The organism is Cystobacter fuscus (assembly GCF_002305875.1).
Lineage (GTDB): Bacteria > Myxococcota > Myxococcia > Myxococcales > Myxococcaceae > Cystobacter > Cystobacter fuscus_A.
Window position 1 is genome coordinate 2,662,675 of record NZ_CP022098.1, and the last position, 15,834, is coordinate 2,678,508.

The following is a 15,834-nucleotide window of genomic DNA, read 5'->3' on the forward strand; positions in this document are numbered from 1 at the left end:
CGCGCGGGGCTCAGCTCACCGTAGGCGTCACCGCCACGAGTCCCACCAGGGTGTCGCGGCGCACGCCGTGCCTCACGAAGTCCTGGACCGTGCGCGCGAGCGTGGCGCCGAGCTGGCCGATGAGGGGCAGGTGCTCGCCGCCCTCGCACGTGGCCTGCCCGGGAGTGTCTTCGGCATCCGGGATGAAGCGCTCGTCCCAGCGTACCAGCCCGAAGGTGCCGTCCGCCGCCAGCGCGCCGTGCACCAGGGGCTTGCCCGCCGCGCGCGCGAATGCGCTCAAGAGCAGCCGGCTCTCCTGGTTGTCGAAGCAGTCGACGAGCAGATCCGCGCTCGCGCCCAGTGCCGCCACGTTGTCGCGCGTCATCCGCACGCCGAACGCCTCGGCCTTCACGCCGTACAGGTTGAGCAGTTGCAGCTTGAGCGCCTCCGCCTTGTTCTTGCCCACGGAGGGTTTCACGAAGGCCTGCGCCCGCAGGTTCTTGGACTCCACGCGGTCGAAGTCGACGAAGACGAGCGTGGCCTCGAGGTTGCGGCACAGCACCGCCGCCGTGGAGCCGATGGCTCCCACACCACAGAAGACGATGCGCATGGGTGGGCCTCCTCACGCCCCAAAGGGCACCTTGGGCCGCAGGTAGATGCGCTCCTCGCCGCCCGGTGCGCGGAACCGGTCCACCACGTAGTGCTGGAAGGAGTCCGCCTGGGCCGGAGCCAGCAGCTCCACCGCGATGCGCCGCACATCCGCGTCCGTCAGGAGGGTTTCCCGCTCCAGGGGCACGTCCGTGGACAGGCCGTTGTAGGTGATGTTCAGCGTCGTCATGTCCCCGCCTCCCGGGGCCCGGACCGCCGCGAAGCAGGGCGGGGCCGGGGCCATCCGGGCAGGGACGCGCGGGTGGAGCGGATTCCTGACGCTCAGTGATCGCCGTAGCGCTTCTCGCCGGCCTCCACGCGCAGCTTCAGCTTGTTCTGCGCGGGGGGCAGCGGGCAGGTGGCGTAGGGGGAGAAGGCGCAGGGCGGGTTGTAGGCGCGGTTGAAGTCCAGCACCACGCGGCCGTCCTTCGTCGGCTGCTCCACGTACAGGAAGCGGCCCGCGCCGTACGAGTCATTGCGGTTGGTCTGGTCGCCGAAGATGACGAAGAACGGCCCCGAGTCCGATTCGAGGACGGGATCCAACCGGTACTCCTGTCCACCCACCTGGAAGACGAGCGTGCCCGGGGAGCTCATCTCCTCCACCGTGCCGAGCACCGTGGGGATCGAGAGCTTGCGCGGTGTCGTGGCCGGCTCGAAGCGGCCCTCGATGCGCCAGGCGGCGCTTGCCGGCCAGGTGGGGATGCCGTGGAATTGCTTGCGCGCCGGGGCCTCGGGATCCTTCACGCGCAGCCCCATCTTCTCCCCCCGCGGGATGAGGTAGAAGCGCAGCGTGCCCAGCGAGAGCACGTCCTCGGGGCCCTCGGACGTGCCCAGGGCGCCTCCCGTGAAGGGCTTGCCTCCGCGGGTGAGGGTGACTCCGGGCTGGAGCGTGAGCGTCACCTGGTTGCCCTTGCGCGTGAAGGTTCCAATGCGCGCGGGCGTGCCCTCGGGGAAGACGAAGTCGTTGTCCGCGGCGGAGCCGAAGCGGTTGTCTCCTTCGTTCAACCAGTGCAGGCCCACGAGCGACAACCAGCCCTCCTCGGACGTGAGGTTGGCGATGCGCTTCTGGTGCCAGGCGCTCGTTTCCGTCTCCAGGGAGGAGGGAGTCTGTGCGGTGGGCTTCGGGTCGGCGGGTTTCGTCATGGCGGGCTTGGCGGGAGGCGCGGCGAGGGCGGGAGCCGCGAACGCGAGTCCCGAGAGGGTGATCAGGCGAGCGATGCGCATGGCCGCGACGATGGCAAGCCCGGCCGGTCCCGTCCACCCCCGGGAAGGGATGCTCGGGTTTCGTTCGGTGTGTGACTTCGCGCCAATTCATCCACATCCGACGTTTCAGCGCATACGCTGCGCCGCCCTATGCGCTTCGACGACATCTCCATTGAACCCACCCGTATCACCTTCTGGGGTCCGCGCACCGCGCTCGAGGTACGCAGCCCCGTGCCGGGAGTCCTCCGGCTGCGCCACGCCCCCGCGCTCAGTCACTCCGCGCCCGCGCACCGGGAGCTGCTGCCCAAGCAGTCCTGGTCCGTCGTGGAGCACGCGGAGCTGCCGCTGTCCCTGCGCCGCGAGCAGGAGGGCGCCGTGGTGGTGGTGGTGGCGGAGGGCTTGTCCCTGGAGGTGACGCTCGCCACGGGCGCCTGGCGGCTGCGGGATGGCTCGGGCCGGGAACTGGGCCAGTGCGAGAGCTTCTCGAGCGAGGTGATGCCGGACTATCCGGTGACCCGCTTCCGCTCGCGGCTGGCCCTGCACACGCCCCCTGACGAGGCCTGGCTGGGCTTTGGCGAGAAGGTGGGCTCGCTGGACAAGCGCGGCATGCACTTCACCTTCTGGAACACGGACGTGGTGCCGCACCACCCGGACACGGATCCGCTCTACCAGTCCATTCCCTTCAGCATCGGCCTGCGCGAGGGCGTGGCCTGGGGTGTCTTCCTCGACGAGTCGTGGCGGATGGAGGCGGACGTGGCGGCGGAGGATCCCTCCACCCTCCTGTGGGAGTCCGCCGGTCCCGAGCTGGACACCTACCTCATCGCCGGCCCGATGCCCGCGGACGTGGTGCGGCGCTACACCGCGCTCACCGGACGCATGCCGCTGCCTCCGCTCTGGAGCCTCGGCGCGCAGCAGTCGCGCTGGGGTTACGAGAACGCCCGGGAGATCCGCTCCGTCCTCCAGGGCTACCGCGCCCACAAGATTCCGCTCGACGTCATCTACCTCGATATCGACTACATGGAGGGCTACAAGGTCTGGACGTGGGATCGCACGCGCTACCCGGACCCCGCGGGGCTCGCGCGCGAGGCGGCCGCGCAGGGCGTGCGCGTGGTCACCATCATCGATCCGGGCGTGAAGCAGGAGCCGGGCTACCGCGTCTATGACGAGGCGCTCGCCAACGACTACCTGGTGCGCAACGACCGGGGCAGCGTGCTCGTGGGCGAGGTGTGGCCCAAGCCCGCCGTGTTCCCGGACTTCACCCGCGAGTCGGTGCGCGCCTGGTGGGGCCAGCAGCACCGGGCCTTCCTGGACGTGGGCATCTCCGGCTTCTGGAACGACATGAACGAGCCGGCGTGCTTCAAGGTCATCAATGGCGACGAGACCTTCGGCGTCATCGGCACGCGCTCGCTGGACAAGGGCAGGGTGGAGGGGCCCACGCTGCCCCACGACGCCCGCCACGGAGACAAGCGGCACCTGGAGGTGCACAACGTCTACGCGATCGGCATGGCGCGCGGGGCGTACGAGGGGCTGCGCGCGCTCGCCCCCGAGCGACGGCCCTTCATCCTCACCCGCGCGGGCTCGTCCGGCATCCAGCGCTACGCCGCGGTGTGGTCGGGCGACAACTCGAGCTACTGGGCGCACCTGGAGCTGTCCGTCTCCATGCTGCTGGGCCTGGGGCTGGCGGGCGTGTCCTTCGTGGGCTCGGACGTGCCGGGCTTCCTGGGTCGCCCCACCGGCGAGCTGCTCGTGCGCTGGACGCAGGCCGGCGTCTTCTACCCGCTCTTCCGCAATCACTCCGCCAAGGGCACTCCGTACAAGGAGCCGTGGCGCTTCGGCGAGCCCTATCTGTCCATCGCCCGCGAGTGGTTCGAGCGGCGCTACCGGCTGATGCCCACGCTCTACTCGCTCATGCACGAGTCCTCGCAAGAGGGTCTGCCCGCGCTGCGGCCCCTCGTCATGTACTCACCCGGGGACGCCGAGGCGCTGCGCATGGATGACGCCTTCTTCTTCGGCAGGGATCTGCTCGTGGCCCCCGTGGCGCGCCAGGGCCGCACGCACCGGCACGTGTACCTGCCCGAGGGCAGGTGGTTGCCCTTCTTCAATCTCGGCCAGTCGGGGGGAGAGGTCATCGAGGGCCGTCAGCACGTGCTCGCCGAGGCTCCGCTGGACACGGTTCCCATGTGGTTGCGGGCGGGGGGAGCCCTCGCGCTCACCGAGCCCGCGCTGCACACGACCACGGCCAACTGGGCCCACCTCACCTGGCACATCCACGCGGCGCCGCGAGTGGAGGCCCGGCTGTACGAGGACGCGGGCGAGGGCTACGGCGCGTCGCGCTTGACGCGGCTGACCGGCACCTGGGCCGATGGCCGCTTCGTGCTGGAGCGCACCACCGAGGGCGAGCTGCTCCCGGCGCGCGAGACGGAGACGCTGTGCGTGTACGCCCTGTCCGAGCCGCGGGAAGTGCTCGGCGCACGCGAGCACCGCTTCGTGGACGGGGTGCTCCTGGTCGAGGTGGAGGCGGGTTGGACGCGCCTGGAGGTCAAGCTGTAGTCATCCCCGAGCGGGCGCGCAGCTCCTCGGTCCAGGCGGGCTCCTCGGCGCGGAGCCTGTCCTGGCCGTGCTCGCGCACGAGCGTGCCCTCGGGGGCCACCACGGAGAAGCGCACGGGCCGCCCGAGCGCCAGGAGGAGCGCCTCCATCGTCGTCTCGTCCTCGGGGCTGAAGCCCAGGGGGCCGAGAGGATGGCTGTGGGCGATCTCCTCCAGCTCTCCGCGCAGCCGCCACATGGCCTCCCAGCGCGCGCGCGAGTCCGGCAGGGACACGGCGCTGTCGGAGTCATCGCTCCACAGCACCTCCCCGTCGCGACCAATGAGCAGACAGACTTCCCGGCGCCGCATGGTTCACGCGTGCCGGGTGATGACCAGCACGCCCTCCTCGATGGCCTCGCGGATGACCGCGGGCAGGCTCTCCAACGTCACGAGTGCGTCCGCTCCCGCCAGGCACAGCCCCGCGTCCACCACCCGCAGGGTGTCCGCCTCGACGAGGCTCTGGAAACGCTCGCCCATGAAGTCGAACGTCACCTCGAGCTGACCGCCGCTCAGCCGCCTCGAGTCGAGCAGCCGCGCTCCCGCCCGTGAGAGCGCCCGCTCCACCCGCGACGCTTCCTCTTCCGGCCCTCGTGCCGGACGCGTCCGCTCCTCCGGAGTGTCCGTGCGCCGCGCCCGCATCACGTGGACGGCTCGCTCGAACGCCAGCGCGCGCAGCCGGGCCTCGGCCACGGCAGTGCCCTGCTCCGCCACGCCCCGTACCACGCCGCGCACCTCGGCCGGGGCGAAGCGGATGTCGAGCGCGCGTGCCCGTGTCTCCAGCAGCGCATAGCCGAAGGCCGCCCGCAGCGAGGCGGGCACGCCCTTGAGCTCCGTGAGCGTTTCCCGCCGCTCCAGGTGCAGGCGCGCGGTGGACTCGGCCTCGCTCTCGAACTCGGAGGACTCGAACACGAGCCCGCCGTCATGCCAGCGCCGGGCGAGCAGGGGGGCGAAGCGCGGCGGCGTGTCCTCGGGCAGCAGGCGCACGGGTTCGGCCACCGCGCCCTCGTGCACGAGCCGCGTCCCCCAGAGGTGGCCTCGCACCCGCGGGAGCCCGTCGAGCCCCTCTGGCCCGGCGGACTCCCGCGGGGTGGCGGTGCGGCCGCGCACCTCGAAGCGATACCAGCCCGGTGCGGTGGGCGAGGTCACCCGGAGGCGCCGCGAGGGCAGCTCGACGTGGGCGCCGCCGAAGTAGGGCAGCACGACCGACTCCACCTGTCCGAGGAACTTCCGGTAGTCCACGACGACGCCTCCCTGGCGTGTGTCACGCCCCCTTCACGCCACCTTCTTCAACAGGGGCGTGCGCATCACCCGCTCCACCCAGCCGGACGGACCGGCCCCGGCCGCCGTGGGCGCCTCCAACAGCGCCTTGAGCACGCGGGGCACCTGGTAGGGGTCGGAGAACTGATCCACCGACACCTCGCTGAAGGGCACCCGGAGCGTGCTCGCGCACGAGCGCACCGTGCTGCCCCGTGAGTGCGCCACGCTCACCATCAGCGCGAGGGCGGCCACGGTGTAGCCGCACTCGATGAAGGTGCGCGCGAGCTGGGCGCCCGGTTCACCCTCCTCGTCTCCCACGACGATGACGATGAGCTTCGCCTCCGTCGGCACCCGCATGCCCGCGCGGTGCAGCGCCTGCACCCCGGAGGCGTGCGTGGTGCCTCCACCCGCCTGGAGCCCCTGGAGCATGTGCTGCACGCCCGTGCGGCTGGCCGCCTTGGGCTTGAGCACCGTGCCCACGGTGTCGAACGAGGCCACGTGCAGCTTGTCCATCGGGAAGCCCGCGAGGATGCGCGTGAGCGCTTCCTTGGACTGCTCGATGGCGCCCTGCATGGAGCCCGACTTGTCGATGAGGAACATCACCCGCACGTCCGTTTCCGCCACCGCCTCGGCCACCGCCGCCCTCGCCGCGTTGTCGCTCGCCTCCTCCAGCTTCGTCTTCAGCTCCTGGCCCCGCACGTTGCGCGCGATGTTCAGCGCCCGTTGATCGCTCGCCGCCCGCACCGCTCCCTCCCAACGCGCGCGCACGGACGCGTCCTGCATCAGCCCCAGCTCCTCGAGCGTGGGCGTCATCAGCAACAGATCCTTGTTCGACAGCGACGGCAACAGCGCCGCCAGGATGGCCGGCGTCAGTCCCACGCCCGCCGGCAGCCGGCCCACCACCTCCTTGTAGGAGAGGCGCTCGCGGACGATCCGCTCGCAGATCTCCGCCTCCTCGAGCCCGTCGAAGCGCTCGCGCTTGACGAGCGTGAGCCCGGAGAGGCCCACCGTGCGGTGGCCCTCGGGGGCCTGCTTCTGCTTCCAGCCGAGCACCTCGAAGAAGGCCTGCGTCTGCGGCTTGTAGCCCGCCTTGCGCGCGAGCCGCTGGAGCGTGGTCTTGTAGCCCGCATTCACCAGACCCTGGAGCTGGCTCGGATTCTGCTCACGCACGCGCAGCCACCGCGTCGCCGCCGTCTTCCACCGGCCGAGCGGCGGCTTGCGGGACGCGGCGTCTCCGAAGCCGGCCTCGCGGTTGAGGTGGGCGATCTCCGGTGTCTCGAGCAGCTCGGCCACCCGCAGCACCGCCTTGGGCGTGAGCATGCGCGTGGACTTGCGCTCGTAGTGCAGCACCATGGCCTCGCCCAGGGCGCGCAGGTCGTCGTCATGGAACGCGATCGAGCCATCCTCTTCGCGCACTGGCTGGCCCGAGTGGTGCTGCACCAGCATCAACGCGCTCGTGGCCACCTGGAGATCCCTCCAGTCCGTCTGGGTGAGCGCGTAGGACGCGAAGTGCGCCATGAGGTCCGTGTTGAGCTGGTAGATGTCCAGCAACTGCCGGTAGAGCTTCACCGCGGCGGGCACGAAGAGTCCGGGCTTGACCGGCGTGCCCCGGCGGACGAGCTCCGCGGAGGCGCCTCGCGCCGGGTACCAGACCCCCTGCAGCTCCAGCCCCGGGCGGTTGTGCCACAGGTGCGCGGAGCCGCCGAGCACGAGGTCCAGCAGCTTCTCCGCCGGGCCACGCTGGGTTTCGGGCAGGGTGTCGGGGGTCGGGTGGTGGATCGTCGTCATGTGCCCCTCCAGCAGGAAGGCCGCGCTCTTCCACCTCCTGGTGGGCCCGGCCGGGCGGAAGGGACGCCGGGTCTTTTCCTTCCTGACGGAGAGGAGGCAGGTGGGCATGGGGTACCTGCCCTGTAGTCCATGCGACGCTCCGAGCACGGACGGGCTACCCTCTTTTTTACAGTCCTCGACCGGGGGGGATTGACGGTAAACACCCGAGGGTTCGCCGCCGCCTGGAGGCCAGACGGCCATTCAGATCAAGTGTCTGCCCTTCCCGCATGCATGGGACGGCGGCTTCGCCAGACGGGTGCCATCGTCTTTCTGACGGTGTGACGGGTAGAGAGCGCGATGAGCACGGAATCGGTCGGATCAGCCCAGATGGCGGACCTCACCAACTGTGACAAGGAGCCCATCCACATTCCGGGGGCCATCCAGCCCCATGGCGTGCTGCTGGTCCTGCGCGAGCCCTCGCTGATCATCTGCCAGAGCAGCGAAAACACCGAGGCGCTGCTCGGGTGCCGCGTCCAGGAACTGCTGGGCCGCTCCCTGGACTCGCTCCTGCCGGCCTCCGAGATCGCCAGCACCCGGGCGAGCCTCCTGTCGGATCGGCTCCAAGACAACAACCCCCTCAAGCTCACCCTGCATGGCGGGGAGCGCGAGCGGCTCTTCAACGGCATCGCGCACCGTCATCAGGGCCGGCTCTTCCTCGAGCTCGAGCCCGTGGCGGAGCCGGAGTCGCTGCCCTTCTCCAGCTTCTACCAGCAGGCGCGCGGCTCCATGTCCCGCCTGCGCGACGCGAAGGATCTGCGCGCCCTGTGCGAGGAGGGCGTGCGCGAGGTGCGCCGGCTCACGGGCTTCGATCGGGTCATCATCTACCGCTTCGACCCGGACTGGAACGGGCAGGTGCTCGCCGAGGACCGGCGGGAGACGGCCGATCCGTACCTGGGGCTGCATTTTCCCGCCTCGGACATCCCGCGCCAGGCGCGGGAGCTGTACGTGCTCAACCTGCTGCGCATCATCGCGGCGGTGGACTACGTGCCCGCGCGCATCGTCTCGCTGCCGGAGGAGGCCACGCAGGGGCCGCTCGACATGTCCTTCTGCGTGCTGCGCAGCGTGTCGCCCATCCACCTGGAGTACCTGCGCAACATGGGCGCGGGCAGCTCCATGAGCATCTCGCTGCTGCAGGAAGGGCGGCTGTGGGGCCTCATCTCCTGCACGCACATGTCCGGCTCGAAGTACGTGCCCTACGAGGTGCGCACGGCGTGTGAGTTCGTGGGCCAGTTCATGTCCTCGTTCATCTCCAGCAAGGAGGGCTACGAGCACTACGATCAGCGCATTCGCACCAAGTCCATCCAGGGCCGGCTGCTCGAGCGCATGACGCGTGTGGTCGACTTCGCCGCCGAGCTGTGCCAGTCGCCGCCCGAGCTGCTCGAGCTCACCGGGGCCTCGGGCGCGGCCGTCTATTTCAACGGGCGCATGACCATCATCGGCAAGGCTCCCGAGGACGAGCAGCTCCAGGGGCTCATCCGCTGGCTGTCGAGCCGGCCCGCGTCCCAGGACGTGTTCGCCACCAGTTGCCTGCTGCGGCACTACCCCGAGTCGGAGGGCTTCAAGGACGTGGCGGCCGGCCTCATCGCGGCCTCCATGTCGCGTGGCCGCCACAACTACGTGCTGTGGTTCCGCCCGGAGGTGGTGCAGACGGTGGAGTGGGGCGGCAACCCCCACAAGCCGGTGGACATGCAGGACGATCAGCTGCGGCTGCACCCGCGCAAGTCCTTCGCGCTCTGGAAGGAGACGGTGCGCGGCAAGTCGCTGCCCTGGAAGGACTACGAGCTGGAGGCGGCGCGGGAGCTGCGCCGCAACATCATCGACGTCGTGCTGGAGCGCAGCGAGGAGCTGCTCAAGCTCAACACGGAGCTCAAGCGCAGCAACGTGGAGCTGGACTCCTTCGCCTACGCCGCGAGCCACGATCTCAAGGAGCCCCTGCGCGGCATCCACAACTACGCGAGCCTGGTGCTGCGCGAGGACTCCGAGGCGCTGCGGCCCTCCAACCGCACGCGCATGGACACGGTGGTGCGGCTCACCCAGCGCATGGAGAGCCTCATCAACTCGCTCCTGCACTACTCGCAGGTGGGCCGCATGGAGCTGTCGCTCCGGGAGACGGACCTCAACGACGTGCTTTCCTCGGTGCTGGAGGTGCTCAAGCCGCGCATCGAGGAGGCGCGCGCCGAGGTGCGCGTCCCCGAGCCGCTGCTGCCCGCGCGCTGTGACCGGGTGCGGATGATGGAGGTCTTCACCAACCTCATCACCAACGCCCTCAAGTACAACGACAAGGAGAAGAAGTGGGTGGAGATCGGGGCGCGGCGCGACCCGGAACTCGGCCCCGTCTACTACGTGCGCGACAACGGCATCGGTATCAAGCCCGAGTACCACGAAGCCATCTTCCGCATCTTCAAGCGGCTGCACGGGCGCGACAAGTACGGCGGCGGCACGGGCACGGGGCTGACCATCGTCAAGCGCCTCATCGAGCGGCACAACGGTCGGATCTGGGTGGAGTCCACCCATGGGGAGGGCACCGCCTTCTTCTTCACCCTGGACAGCGAGAAGGCGCCCGCGTCCGAGCTGCGGCCCTTTGGTGGAGAGGGCGGACGATGAACCGTGACCTGCCCATCCTCGTCGTGGAGGACAACGACGAGGACTTCGACATGCTCCAGATGACCTTCCAGGGCGCGTGCATCCCCAATCCCCTCTTCCGCTGCACCGAGGGCGAAGAGGCCCTGGATTTCCTGCACCAGCGGGGCCGCTATGCCGCCGTCGATAGTGCGCCGCGTCCGGGACTCATCCTCCTGGACCTCAACCTCGCTGGCCTGGATGGCAGGCAAGTACTCGAGCACATGAAGAACGATGGCCGCCTCAAGAGCATCCCGGTGCTCGTGTTCTCCACCTCCGACAATCCCAAGGACGTGCAGAGCGCCTATGCCCATGGCGCCAGCGGCTATCTGCTCAAACCCGTGGATCTGGCGCGGTTCGAGAGAATGATCCGGCTGTTCAAGGAGTTCTGGCTGGACCACATCGTGATGCCCGAAGACGATGGCCGAGAGGTCGCGCACGGATGAATTCCCGCTTGCTGACGGTGCTCCTGGTGGAGGACAGCCCGGAAGATCGGGACGTGTTCCGGACCTACCTGGAGGAGATGGGGGAGTACTCCTACCATTTCCTCGAAGAGGACTCGGCGGATGCGGCGCTCGCGATCTGTAAGCGTGAGCAGGTGGATTGCATTCTCCTGGACTATGACCTGCCCGAGCTCAGTGGCCTGGGCTTCCTCAAGCGGCTCGTGGACGAGGAGGGCCTGTTGAGGCCCCCGGTGGTGATGGTGACCGGGCGAGGCAACGAGCGCATCGCCGTCGAGGCGCTCAAGGGGGGCGCATCCGATTATCTGGTGAAGTCCGAGGTGACGCCGGAGAGCCTCTACCGCGCGGTGCGCAACGCCGTGGAGAAGGAGGACATCCGCAAGCGGCTCACCGAGCAGCGCGCCCTGACGGGAATCGCCGAGGCCCGGCTCCAGGCCGCCCTGGAGGTGTTGGAGCGCGGGGACGCCCTGCTCGTGCTCGACAAGGACTTCCGCATCCTGCTGGTCAACAGCAGCCAGGAGCGTCTCAGCCAGCTGCGGCGCGAGGACACCCTGATGCGGACCCTCTGGGACGTCTGGCCCGAGGCCTCCCGGCCCGAGAGCCGGTTCTGGTTCGAGTACCACCGCGCCATGCGCGAGCGGGTGACCACGCACTTCGAGGAGTACTTCGCGCCCCTGGAGATGTGGGCGGACGTGAGCGTCTACCCGACGCGCGAGGGTGGAATCGCCATCTTCTTCCGGGACGTCAGTGACAGGAAGCGGGCCGAGGAGCGCGTCCGGGCGGAGGAGCGGCGGCGCGCGGAGTTCGAGCAACAGCTCATCGGCATCGTCAGTCATGATCTGCGCAATCCCATCACCGCCATCTCCCTGGGCGTGTCGCTGCTCTTGCGCCGGGATGACCTGGACGAGCGCATCCTCAAGACGCTCGTGCGCGTGCACTCCTCGGCCGAGCGCACCATCCGGATGGTGAGGGATCTGCTCGACTTCACCCAGGCCCGGTTGGGCGGGGGCATCGTCGTCAACCGGGAGTTGACCGACCTGCACCCGTTGCTGCGGCTCGTGGTGGACGAGGTGCAGATGTCCTTTCCCGACCGCGAGGTACGGGTGGAGATCGACGGGGATGGACTGGGGGCATGGGACACGGACCGGATGGCCCAGGTCATCACCAACCTGGTCACCAACGCGTTGAAGTACAGCCCGGCGGATACGCCCGTCACGGTGCGCGCCCGCGGGGACTCCGATTCGGTATGTCTGGAGGTCCACAACGAGGGGGACCCCATTCCTCCCCAGATCAAGGAGCACCTGTTCGAGCCCATGCGGCGCGGGGATGGGCAGGTGGATCGGACGAGCCGCAGCATCGGGCTGGGCCTGTTCATCGTGGACCACCTCATCCGCGCCCACGGGGGCACCGTCAGCGTGCGCTCCGTCGCGTCCGAGGGCACCACCTTCGGGGTGCGGCTGCCACGCAAGGCCATGACCGCTTCCGTGCGGCGCGCGTAGGCGGGCGCCCCGGGGCCACGCCCCGTGGGCCTTCCCACCGCGGCTCAGGAGAACGTGCAGACCTCGCCGTGTACGGGCAGCAGCGTCACGTCTCTGCCGCCCCGAGAGGCCCCGCGCGCGGGCACCGAGACGATCTCCCACGAGGGCAGCACCACCGCCGTGAGCGAGCGGCCATGGACGCACCCGGTATCGATGCCCACCGCGTACTCGGTGACGAGCGGCCGGTCGAACACCGTGTGTCCGAAGATGACGCGCTCGGGGCCTCGCCAGTGGTTCGTCCAGAAGCGGTAGTCCGCGGGCGCCTTGGAGGGCCAGTAGCTCTTGCGCTCCGGCGGCCGGACACACTGGGCATGGAGCAGGTGGTACGGCTCCTGCTCCTCCATGGACTTGCCGGGCAGCACTCCGGCGTGGACGACGGCGGCCTGGTACTCGGGCAGCCGGATGAAGTGGGGCAGGGTGGCGAAGTAGTCGAGGTGCTCGGGGCCCAGGGCCTGCCGGGTCCTGAGGTGATCCGGCAGCAGATCCTCATCCCGCCGGCGGCGCTGTTGCAGGTGCTTCTCCTCGTGGTTGCCGAGGATGCACTCGTGGCGCATGGCCAGCTCGACACACTCGCGGGGCTTGGGTCCCCGGTCGACCAGGTCCCCCGCGAAGATGATTCGATCACTCGAGGTGGCGCCCACCCGGGCGAGCAGCTCCAGGGCCTCGTCGTAACAGCCGTGGAGGTCTCCGATGACGATCGTTCGGGACGACATACGTGGACTTCCTTGTGCGGAAGAGGTGGGCACCCGAGTGGTGAAGCCGGGGTGTGGCTGAATCCCGAATTCAGTGCCTGAACCGTCGGCGACACCCGCTCGCGCGGGTGGGTGGAGTCGAACCACCGAGCATGTAGGACCTCACCGGCCGGGTGCCCGTTGTCCGCCCCAGACTCCCCGAGGTGGATTTTCCTGACGAGCCGCCCCTGTCCTCCGGGAGAAAGGTCCGTCTGGAAAATCATCGTAAAATTCCCGTCAGGAAACCACGGGGGTGGTCGTCCCTCTGCTGGATGGCCCCTGCCCGCTGCTGTCGCATATCCGGGGGTCGTGTCATCGGGAGGCCGTGTTCGGATGCCGTCGTGCTACCTTGACCCGCCGTTTCACCGAACCCCACCCCGCCCGAGCGGGGGGCTCGTGCCTCCTGGTGGCGCTTCAAGGAACTTCCGGTGTTCGACGATCTCACGGATGACGAACTCTTCGCCGAGGTGCTCCAACGCCGCGCCATGGGCGGGGTGGTGGGAGATGCACTCGGCGCGCTCTGCGAGCGCTGGGCCCGGCCGGCCCGCTATGTCATCTCCAAGATCCAGGCCAGCTACGGCCGGGGCTCTCCGGCGGACGCGGACGAGCTCTACCAGGACGCGGTTGGCAAGTTCCTCGACAAGGGACTGGATCAATTCCGCGGCGTGTCCGAGCAGATGCCCGGACGCAGCGCGTCGCCCAAGACGTTCTTCCTGCGCATCGTCAAGCACGTCGCCATCGACTTCTACCGGCGGCAGCGCGAGGACCTGGCTCCGGCCGCGGCCGACTCCGAGGACGCCCTCGAGGAGCCGCCCGCCCAGGTGGCGCGCGCGGTGGAGTCCTCGCGGCGGCGCGAGGAGCGCACCGAGGCCCAGGAACTCTACTGGCGCGCGTATGAGCGCCTGCAGCGCGAGCATCCCAAGGAAGCCGGTGCGTGGGACCTGTACCACCACCAGGACGTCGAGGACCACGAGGAGTGCGCGCGTCGCCTCAACATCACCGTGGTCAATTCGTACAAGCGCGTCAGCCGTGCACAGGCCTACCTGCGGCTCTATCTGCTCGACCTCCAACAGGAGGGCGGGCGCGAGTGAGCCCCACCGTACCCCAGGAGGGTACCCTCATGGTCGTTGACCCCCTCTCCAGATACCAGGCCCGGCGTGAGCAGCTCTCGCGGGGCGGACTTTCCCAAGGTGACGCGCTCGAGGTGATTGGAGATCTGCTTCGGCGCGGCGATCGGTTGGGAGGAGAGGGAGTCGAGCAGGCGCTTCGGGGATTGAGTCGCGGGGAGCTCGAGGGGTGGCTCCGCTCACGTGAGCCCGAGGCGCTCCAGCCCGTGTTGTTGCGCGCCGCTCAGGAGGCCGCCGAGGCCGCCCTGGGCGAGGACGTCGACGAGTCGGACGTATGGCGTGCCTCCGCGTTCGAGGGACTGACGGCGCGCGACCGGGCCGAGTCCACCCTGCGCGCCATCGCCCGATGGGAAGCCGTCCACGGTGCATTGCAGGGCGAGCCGGCGGCGCGCTTGAAGGCGCTGCGCGAGGGACTCGAGCGATTGGACAGCGCGATGAGCCCGAGGGCCCGCTGGTTCATCCCCCTCAATTCCCAGCGCCGGTCGGAGCGTGACCTGCTGGACGCGGCGGAGCGGTCCCGGGCCTGGTGGTTCAGTGCCCGCGCCGAATGTGACGACTTCCTGGGCGCCCTGAGCCCACGGGGTGATCGGCCCGGTGCCCATGTGCAGGGGTGCAGGGAGTGCCAGGAGGACCTGGCGAAGAGCGCTCCGGTGGATGCTCCTCCCAAACGGCACCTGAGCGCGGATGACCTGTGGCGCTTCGACATGGGCACCCTGTCCGCCGCGGAGCTGCGCTGGGTGGACGGTCACACGGAGAAGTGCCTGGACTGTGCCCAGGCCATCTGGGCCCTGGAAGAGGGAGACGAGGCCATCTCCCAGGCATCGTCGGTGGAGCATGAGCCGTCCGCTCCCGCGGCGCGGACCTCGCGAGCCCCCGCGCCCGCCATGCGCGGAACCGGTGCCGCGCGCCATGCCGAACAGCGCGACATCCTGGAGGATCGGCGGGACTTCCGCGTGGTGCTCGTCCGCGAGCGTCAGCGGGCCCGGCTTCTGGTGCAACCCCTGCCGGGGCGTACCGTGACGGCGGCGGTCTTCCTCGCCCCCGGCAAGCCCTCGCTCAAGCCTCAACCCGGCCCGGAAGGTCTCCAGTTCGACCTGGGCACCGCCGGAGGCCGCTCCGCGCACCTGATGGTGCGCGTGGGCAACAACGAGATCTTCGAGCGCGACTTCACCTTCTGACTACTGGCCCAGGGCCTGCAACTCCCCCGAGGGCACCACCCGCACGCCCAGCTGGGCCTCGCGCGCCAGGGCGACCATCGCCCGCGCCACGGTGCGCGCCTCGATGGGGCGGCTGGCCAGCGGACGCAGCAGCGGCGCCAGGGCCCGGGAGACGGCGGCCGCCGCGCGCTCGCCGGTGCGGCGCTCGGGGCGCTCTCCGAGCAGGAGCGAGGGCTGGAGGATGACGAGCGACTCGAAGCCCAGCGACGCGAGCGCCTCCTCCACCTGGCCCTTCACGCGGTTGTAGAAGATGCGCGAGCGGGCATTGGCGCCCAGGGCCGTCACCACGAGGAAGCGCTGGACGCCCGCCGCGCGCGCCGCCTGGGCGAAGGCCAGCACGGCGTCATGGTCCACGGCGCGGAAGGCCTCCTGGCTGCCCGCCTTCTTGATGGTGGTGCCCAGGCAGCAGAAGGCGTCCTGTGCCGCGGGCAGGGCCTCGCCGCCCAGCCGGGCGAAGTCCACGGTGCGCTGGACGAGCTTCGGGTGTTGCCGGGGCAGCACCCGGCGGCCGAGGGAGTGCACCTCGCGGTAGCGGGGGTCCGCGAGCAGGGTGTCGAGCAGCCAGCCTCCAACCAGGCCGCTGGCGCCAGCCACGAGCGCGGTGCGTGTAGGGGTGTCCATGGCGGGGATGCTCAGCACA

At 69.8% G+C, this 15,834-nt stretch carries 14 protein-coding genes; 6 read left to right on the top strand and 8 right to left on the bottom strand.

Features of this window, described 5'->3' with window-relative positions; translation table 11 throughout:
- Positions 1-10 precede the first annotated feature (10 nt).
- From CYFUS_RS11100 to CYFUS_RS11110, 3 genes are all read right to left on the bottom strand, one after another.
- A complete protein-coding gene (locus tag CYFUS_RS11100; protein ID WP_095985196.1) occupies positions 11-589 on the bottom strand; it encodes a HesA/MoeB/ThiF family protein in 579 nt (192 codons plus the stop codon).
- Positions 590-601: 12 nt separating this feature from the next.
- Positions 602-817, bottom strand: coding sequence for a hypothetical protein (locus tag CYFUS_RS11105; RefSeq protein WP_095991937.1), 216 nt, complete (start codon positions 815-817; stop codon positions 602-604).
- Between the two features lie 92 nt (positions 818-909).
- A complete protein-coding gene (locus tag CYFUS_RS11110) occupies positions 910-1,851 on the bottom strand; it encodes a DUF1684 domain-containing protein (RefSeq protein WP_095985197.1) in 942 nt (313 codons plus the stop codon).
- A gap of 129 nt (positions 1,852-1,980) precedes the next feature.
- Here CYFUS_RS11110 and CYFUS_RS11115 point away from each other — a divergent pair, with 129 nt between their 5' ends.
- Positions 1,981-4,380, top strand: coding sequence for a glycoside hydrolase family 31 protein (locus tag CYFUS_RS11115; protein WP_095985198.1), 2,400 nt, complete (start codon positions 1,981-1,983; stop codon positions 4,378-4,380).
- Here the strand turns inward: CYFUS_RS11115 and CYFUS_RS11120 are convergent.
- The 3 genes from CYFUS_RS11120 to CYFUS_RS11130 are packed head-to-tail and all read right to left on the bottom strand — an operon-like array spanning position 4,370 to position 7,462.
- On the bottom strand, positions 4,370-4,726 hold the full coding sequence (locus CYFUS_RS11120) for a hypothetical protein (RefSeq protein ID WP_095985199.1): 357 nt from the start codon (positions 4,724-4,726) through the stop codon (positions 4,370-4,372). The two genes, CYFUS_RS11115 and CYFUS_RS11120, sit on opposite strands and share 11 nt — an antisense overlap.
- A 3-nt stretch (positions 4,727-4,729) precedes the next feature.
- Complete coding sequence (locus tag CYFUS_RS11125) at positions 4,730-5,656, bottom strand: hypothetical protein (protein WP_095985200.1); 927 nt, start codon at positions 5,654-5,656, stop codon at positions 4,730-4,732.
- Positions 5,657-5,689: 33 nt separating this feature from the next.
- Positions 5,690-7,462 (bottom strand): vWA domain-containing protein, encoded by a 1,773-nt coding sequence (locus CYFUS_RS11130; RefSeq protein ID WP_095991938.1) that lies wholly within the window; start codon positions 7,460-7,462, stop codon positions 5,690-5,692.
- A gap of 336 nt (positions 7,463-7,798) precedes the next feature.
- Between CYFUS_RS11130 and CYFUS_RS11135 the strand changes: the two genes are divergently transcribed.
- The 3 genes from CYFUS_RS11135 to CYFUS_RS11145 are packed head-to-tail and all read left to right on the top strand — an operon-like array spanning position 7,799 to position 12,080.
- On the top strand, positions 7,799-10,105 hold the full coding sequence (locus CYFUS_RS11135) for an ATP-binding protein (protein ID WP_095985201.1): 2,307 nt from the start codon (positions 7,799-7,801) through the stop codon (positions 10,103-10,105).
- Positions 10,102-10,566, top strand: coding sequence for a response regulator (locus tag CYFUS_RS11140; RefSeq protein WP_095985202.1), 465 nt, complete (start codon positions 10,102-10,104; stop codon positions 10,564-10,566). The genes CYFUS_RS11135 and CYFUS_RS11140 overlap by 4 nt, the downstream gene beginning before the upstream one ends.
- Positions 10,563-12,080: a sensor histidine kinase gene (locus CYFUS_RS11145; RefSeq protein WP_095985203.1), complete on the top strand. Its 1,518-nt coding sequence runs from the start codon at positions 10,563-10,565 to the stop codon at positions 12,078-12,080. Before CYFUS_RS11140 ends, CYFUS_RS11145 begins: the two co-directional genes overlap by 4 nt.
- 44 nt (positions 12,081-12,124) lie before the next feature.
- Here CYFUS_RS11145 and CYFUS_RS11150 read toward each other — a convergent pair whose 3' ends face one another.
- Positions 12,125-12,832: a metallophosphoesterase gene (locus CYFUS_RS11150; RefSeq protein WP_095985204.1), complete on the bottom strand. Its 708-nt coding sequence runs from the start codon at positions 12,830-12,832 to the stop codon at positions 12,125-12,127.
- 446 nt (positions 12,833-13,278) lie between these two features.
- On the opposite strand from CYFUS_RS11150, the gene CYFUS_RS11155 reads away from it, so the two are divergent.
- Together CYFUS_RS11155 and CYFUS_RS11160 are read left to right on the top strand one after the other, a co-directional pair.
- The gene (locus CYFUS_RS11155; protein WP_095985205.1) at positions 13,279-13,941 is read left to right on the top strand and encodes an RNA polymerase sigma factor; all 663 of its coding nucleotides are present in this window, start codon (positions 13,279-13,281) and stop codon (positions 13,939-13,941) included.
- 29 nt (positions 13,942-13,970) lie between these two features.
- The gene (locus CYFUS_RS11160; RefSeq protein WP_095985206.1) at positions 13,971-15,155 is read left to right on the top strand and encodes a hypothetical protein; all 1,185 of its coding nucleotides are present in this window, start codon (positions 13,971-13,973) and stop codon (positions 15,153-15,155) included.
- Here CYFUS_RS11160 and CYFUS_RS11165 read toward each other — a convergent pair whose 3' ends face one another.
- Complete coding sequence (locus tag CYFUS_RS11165) at positions 15,156-15,815, bottom strand: oxidoreductase (RefSeq protein WP_095991939.1); 660 nt, start codon at positions 15,813-15,815, stop codon at positions 15,156-15,158. It abuts the gene before it with no gap.
- Between the last annotated feature and the right edge of the window lie 19 nt (positions 15,816-15,834).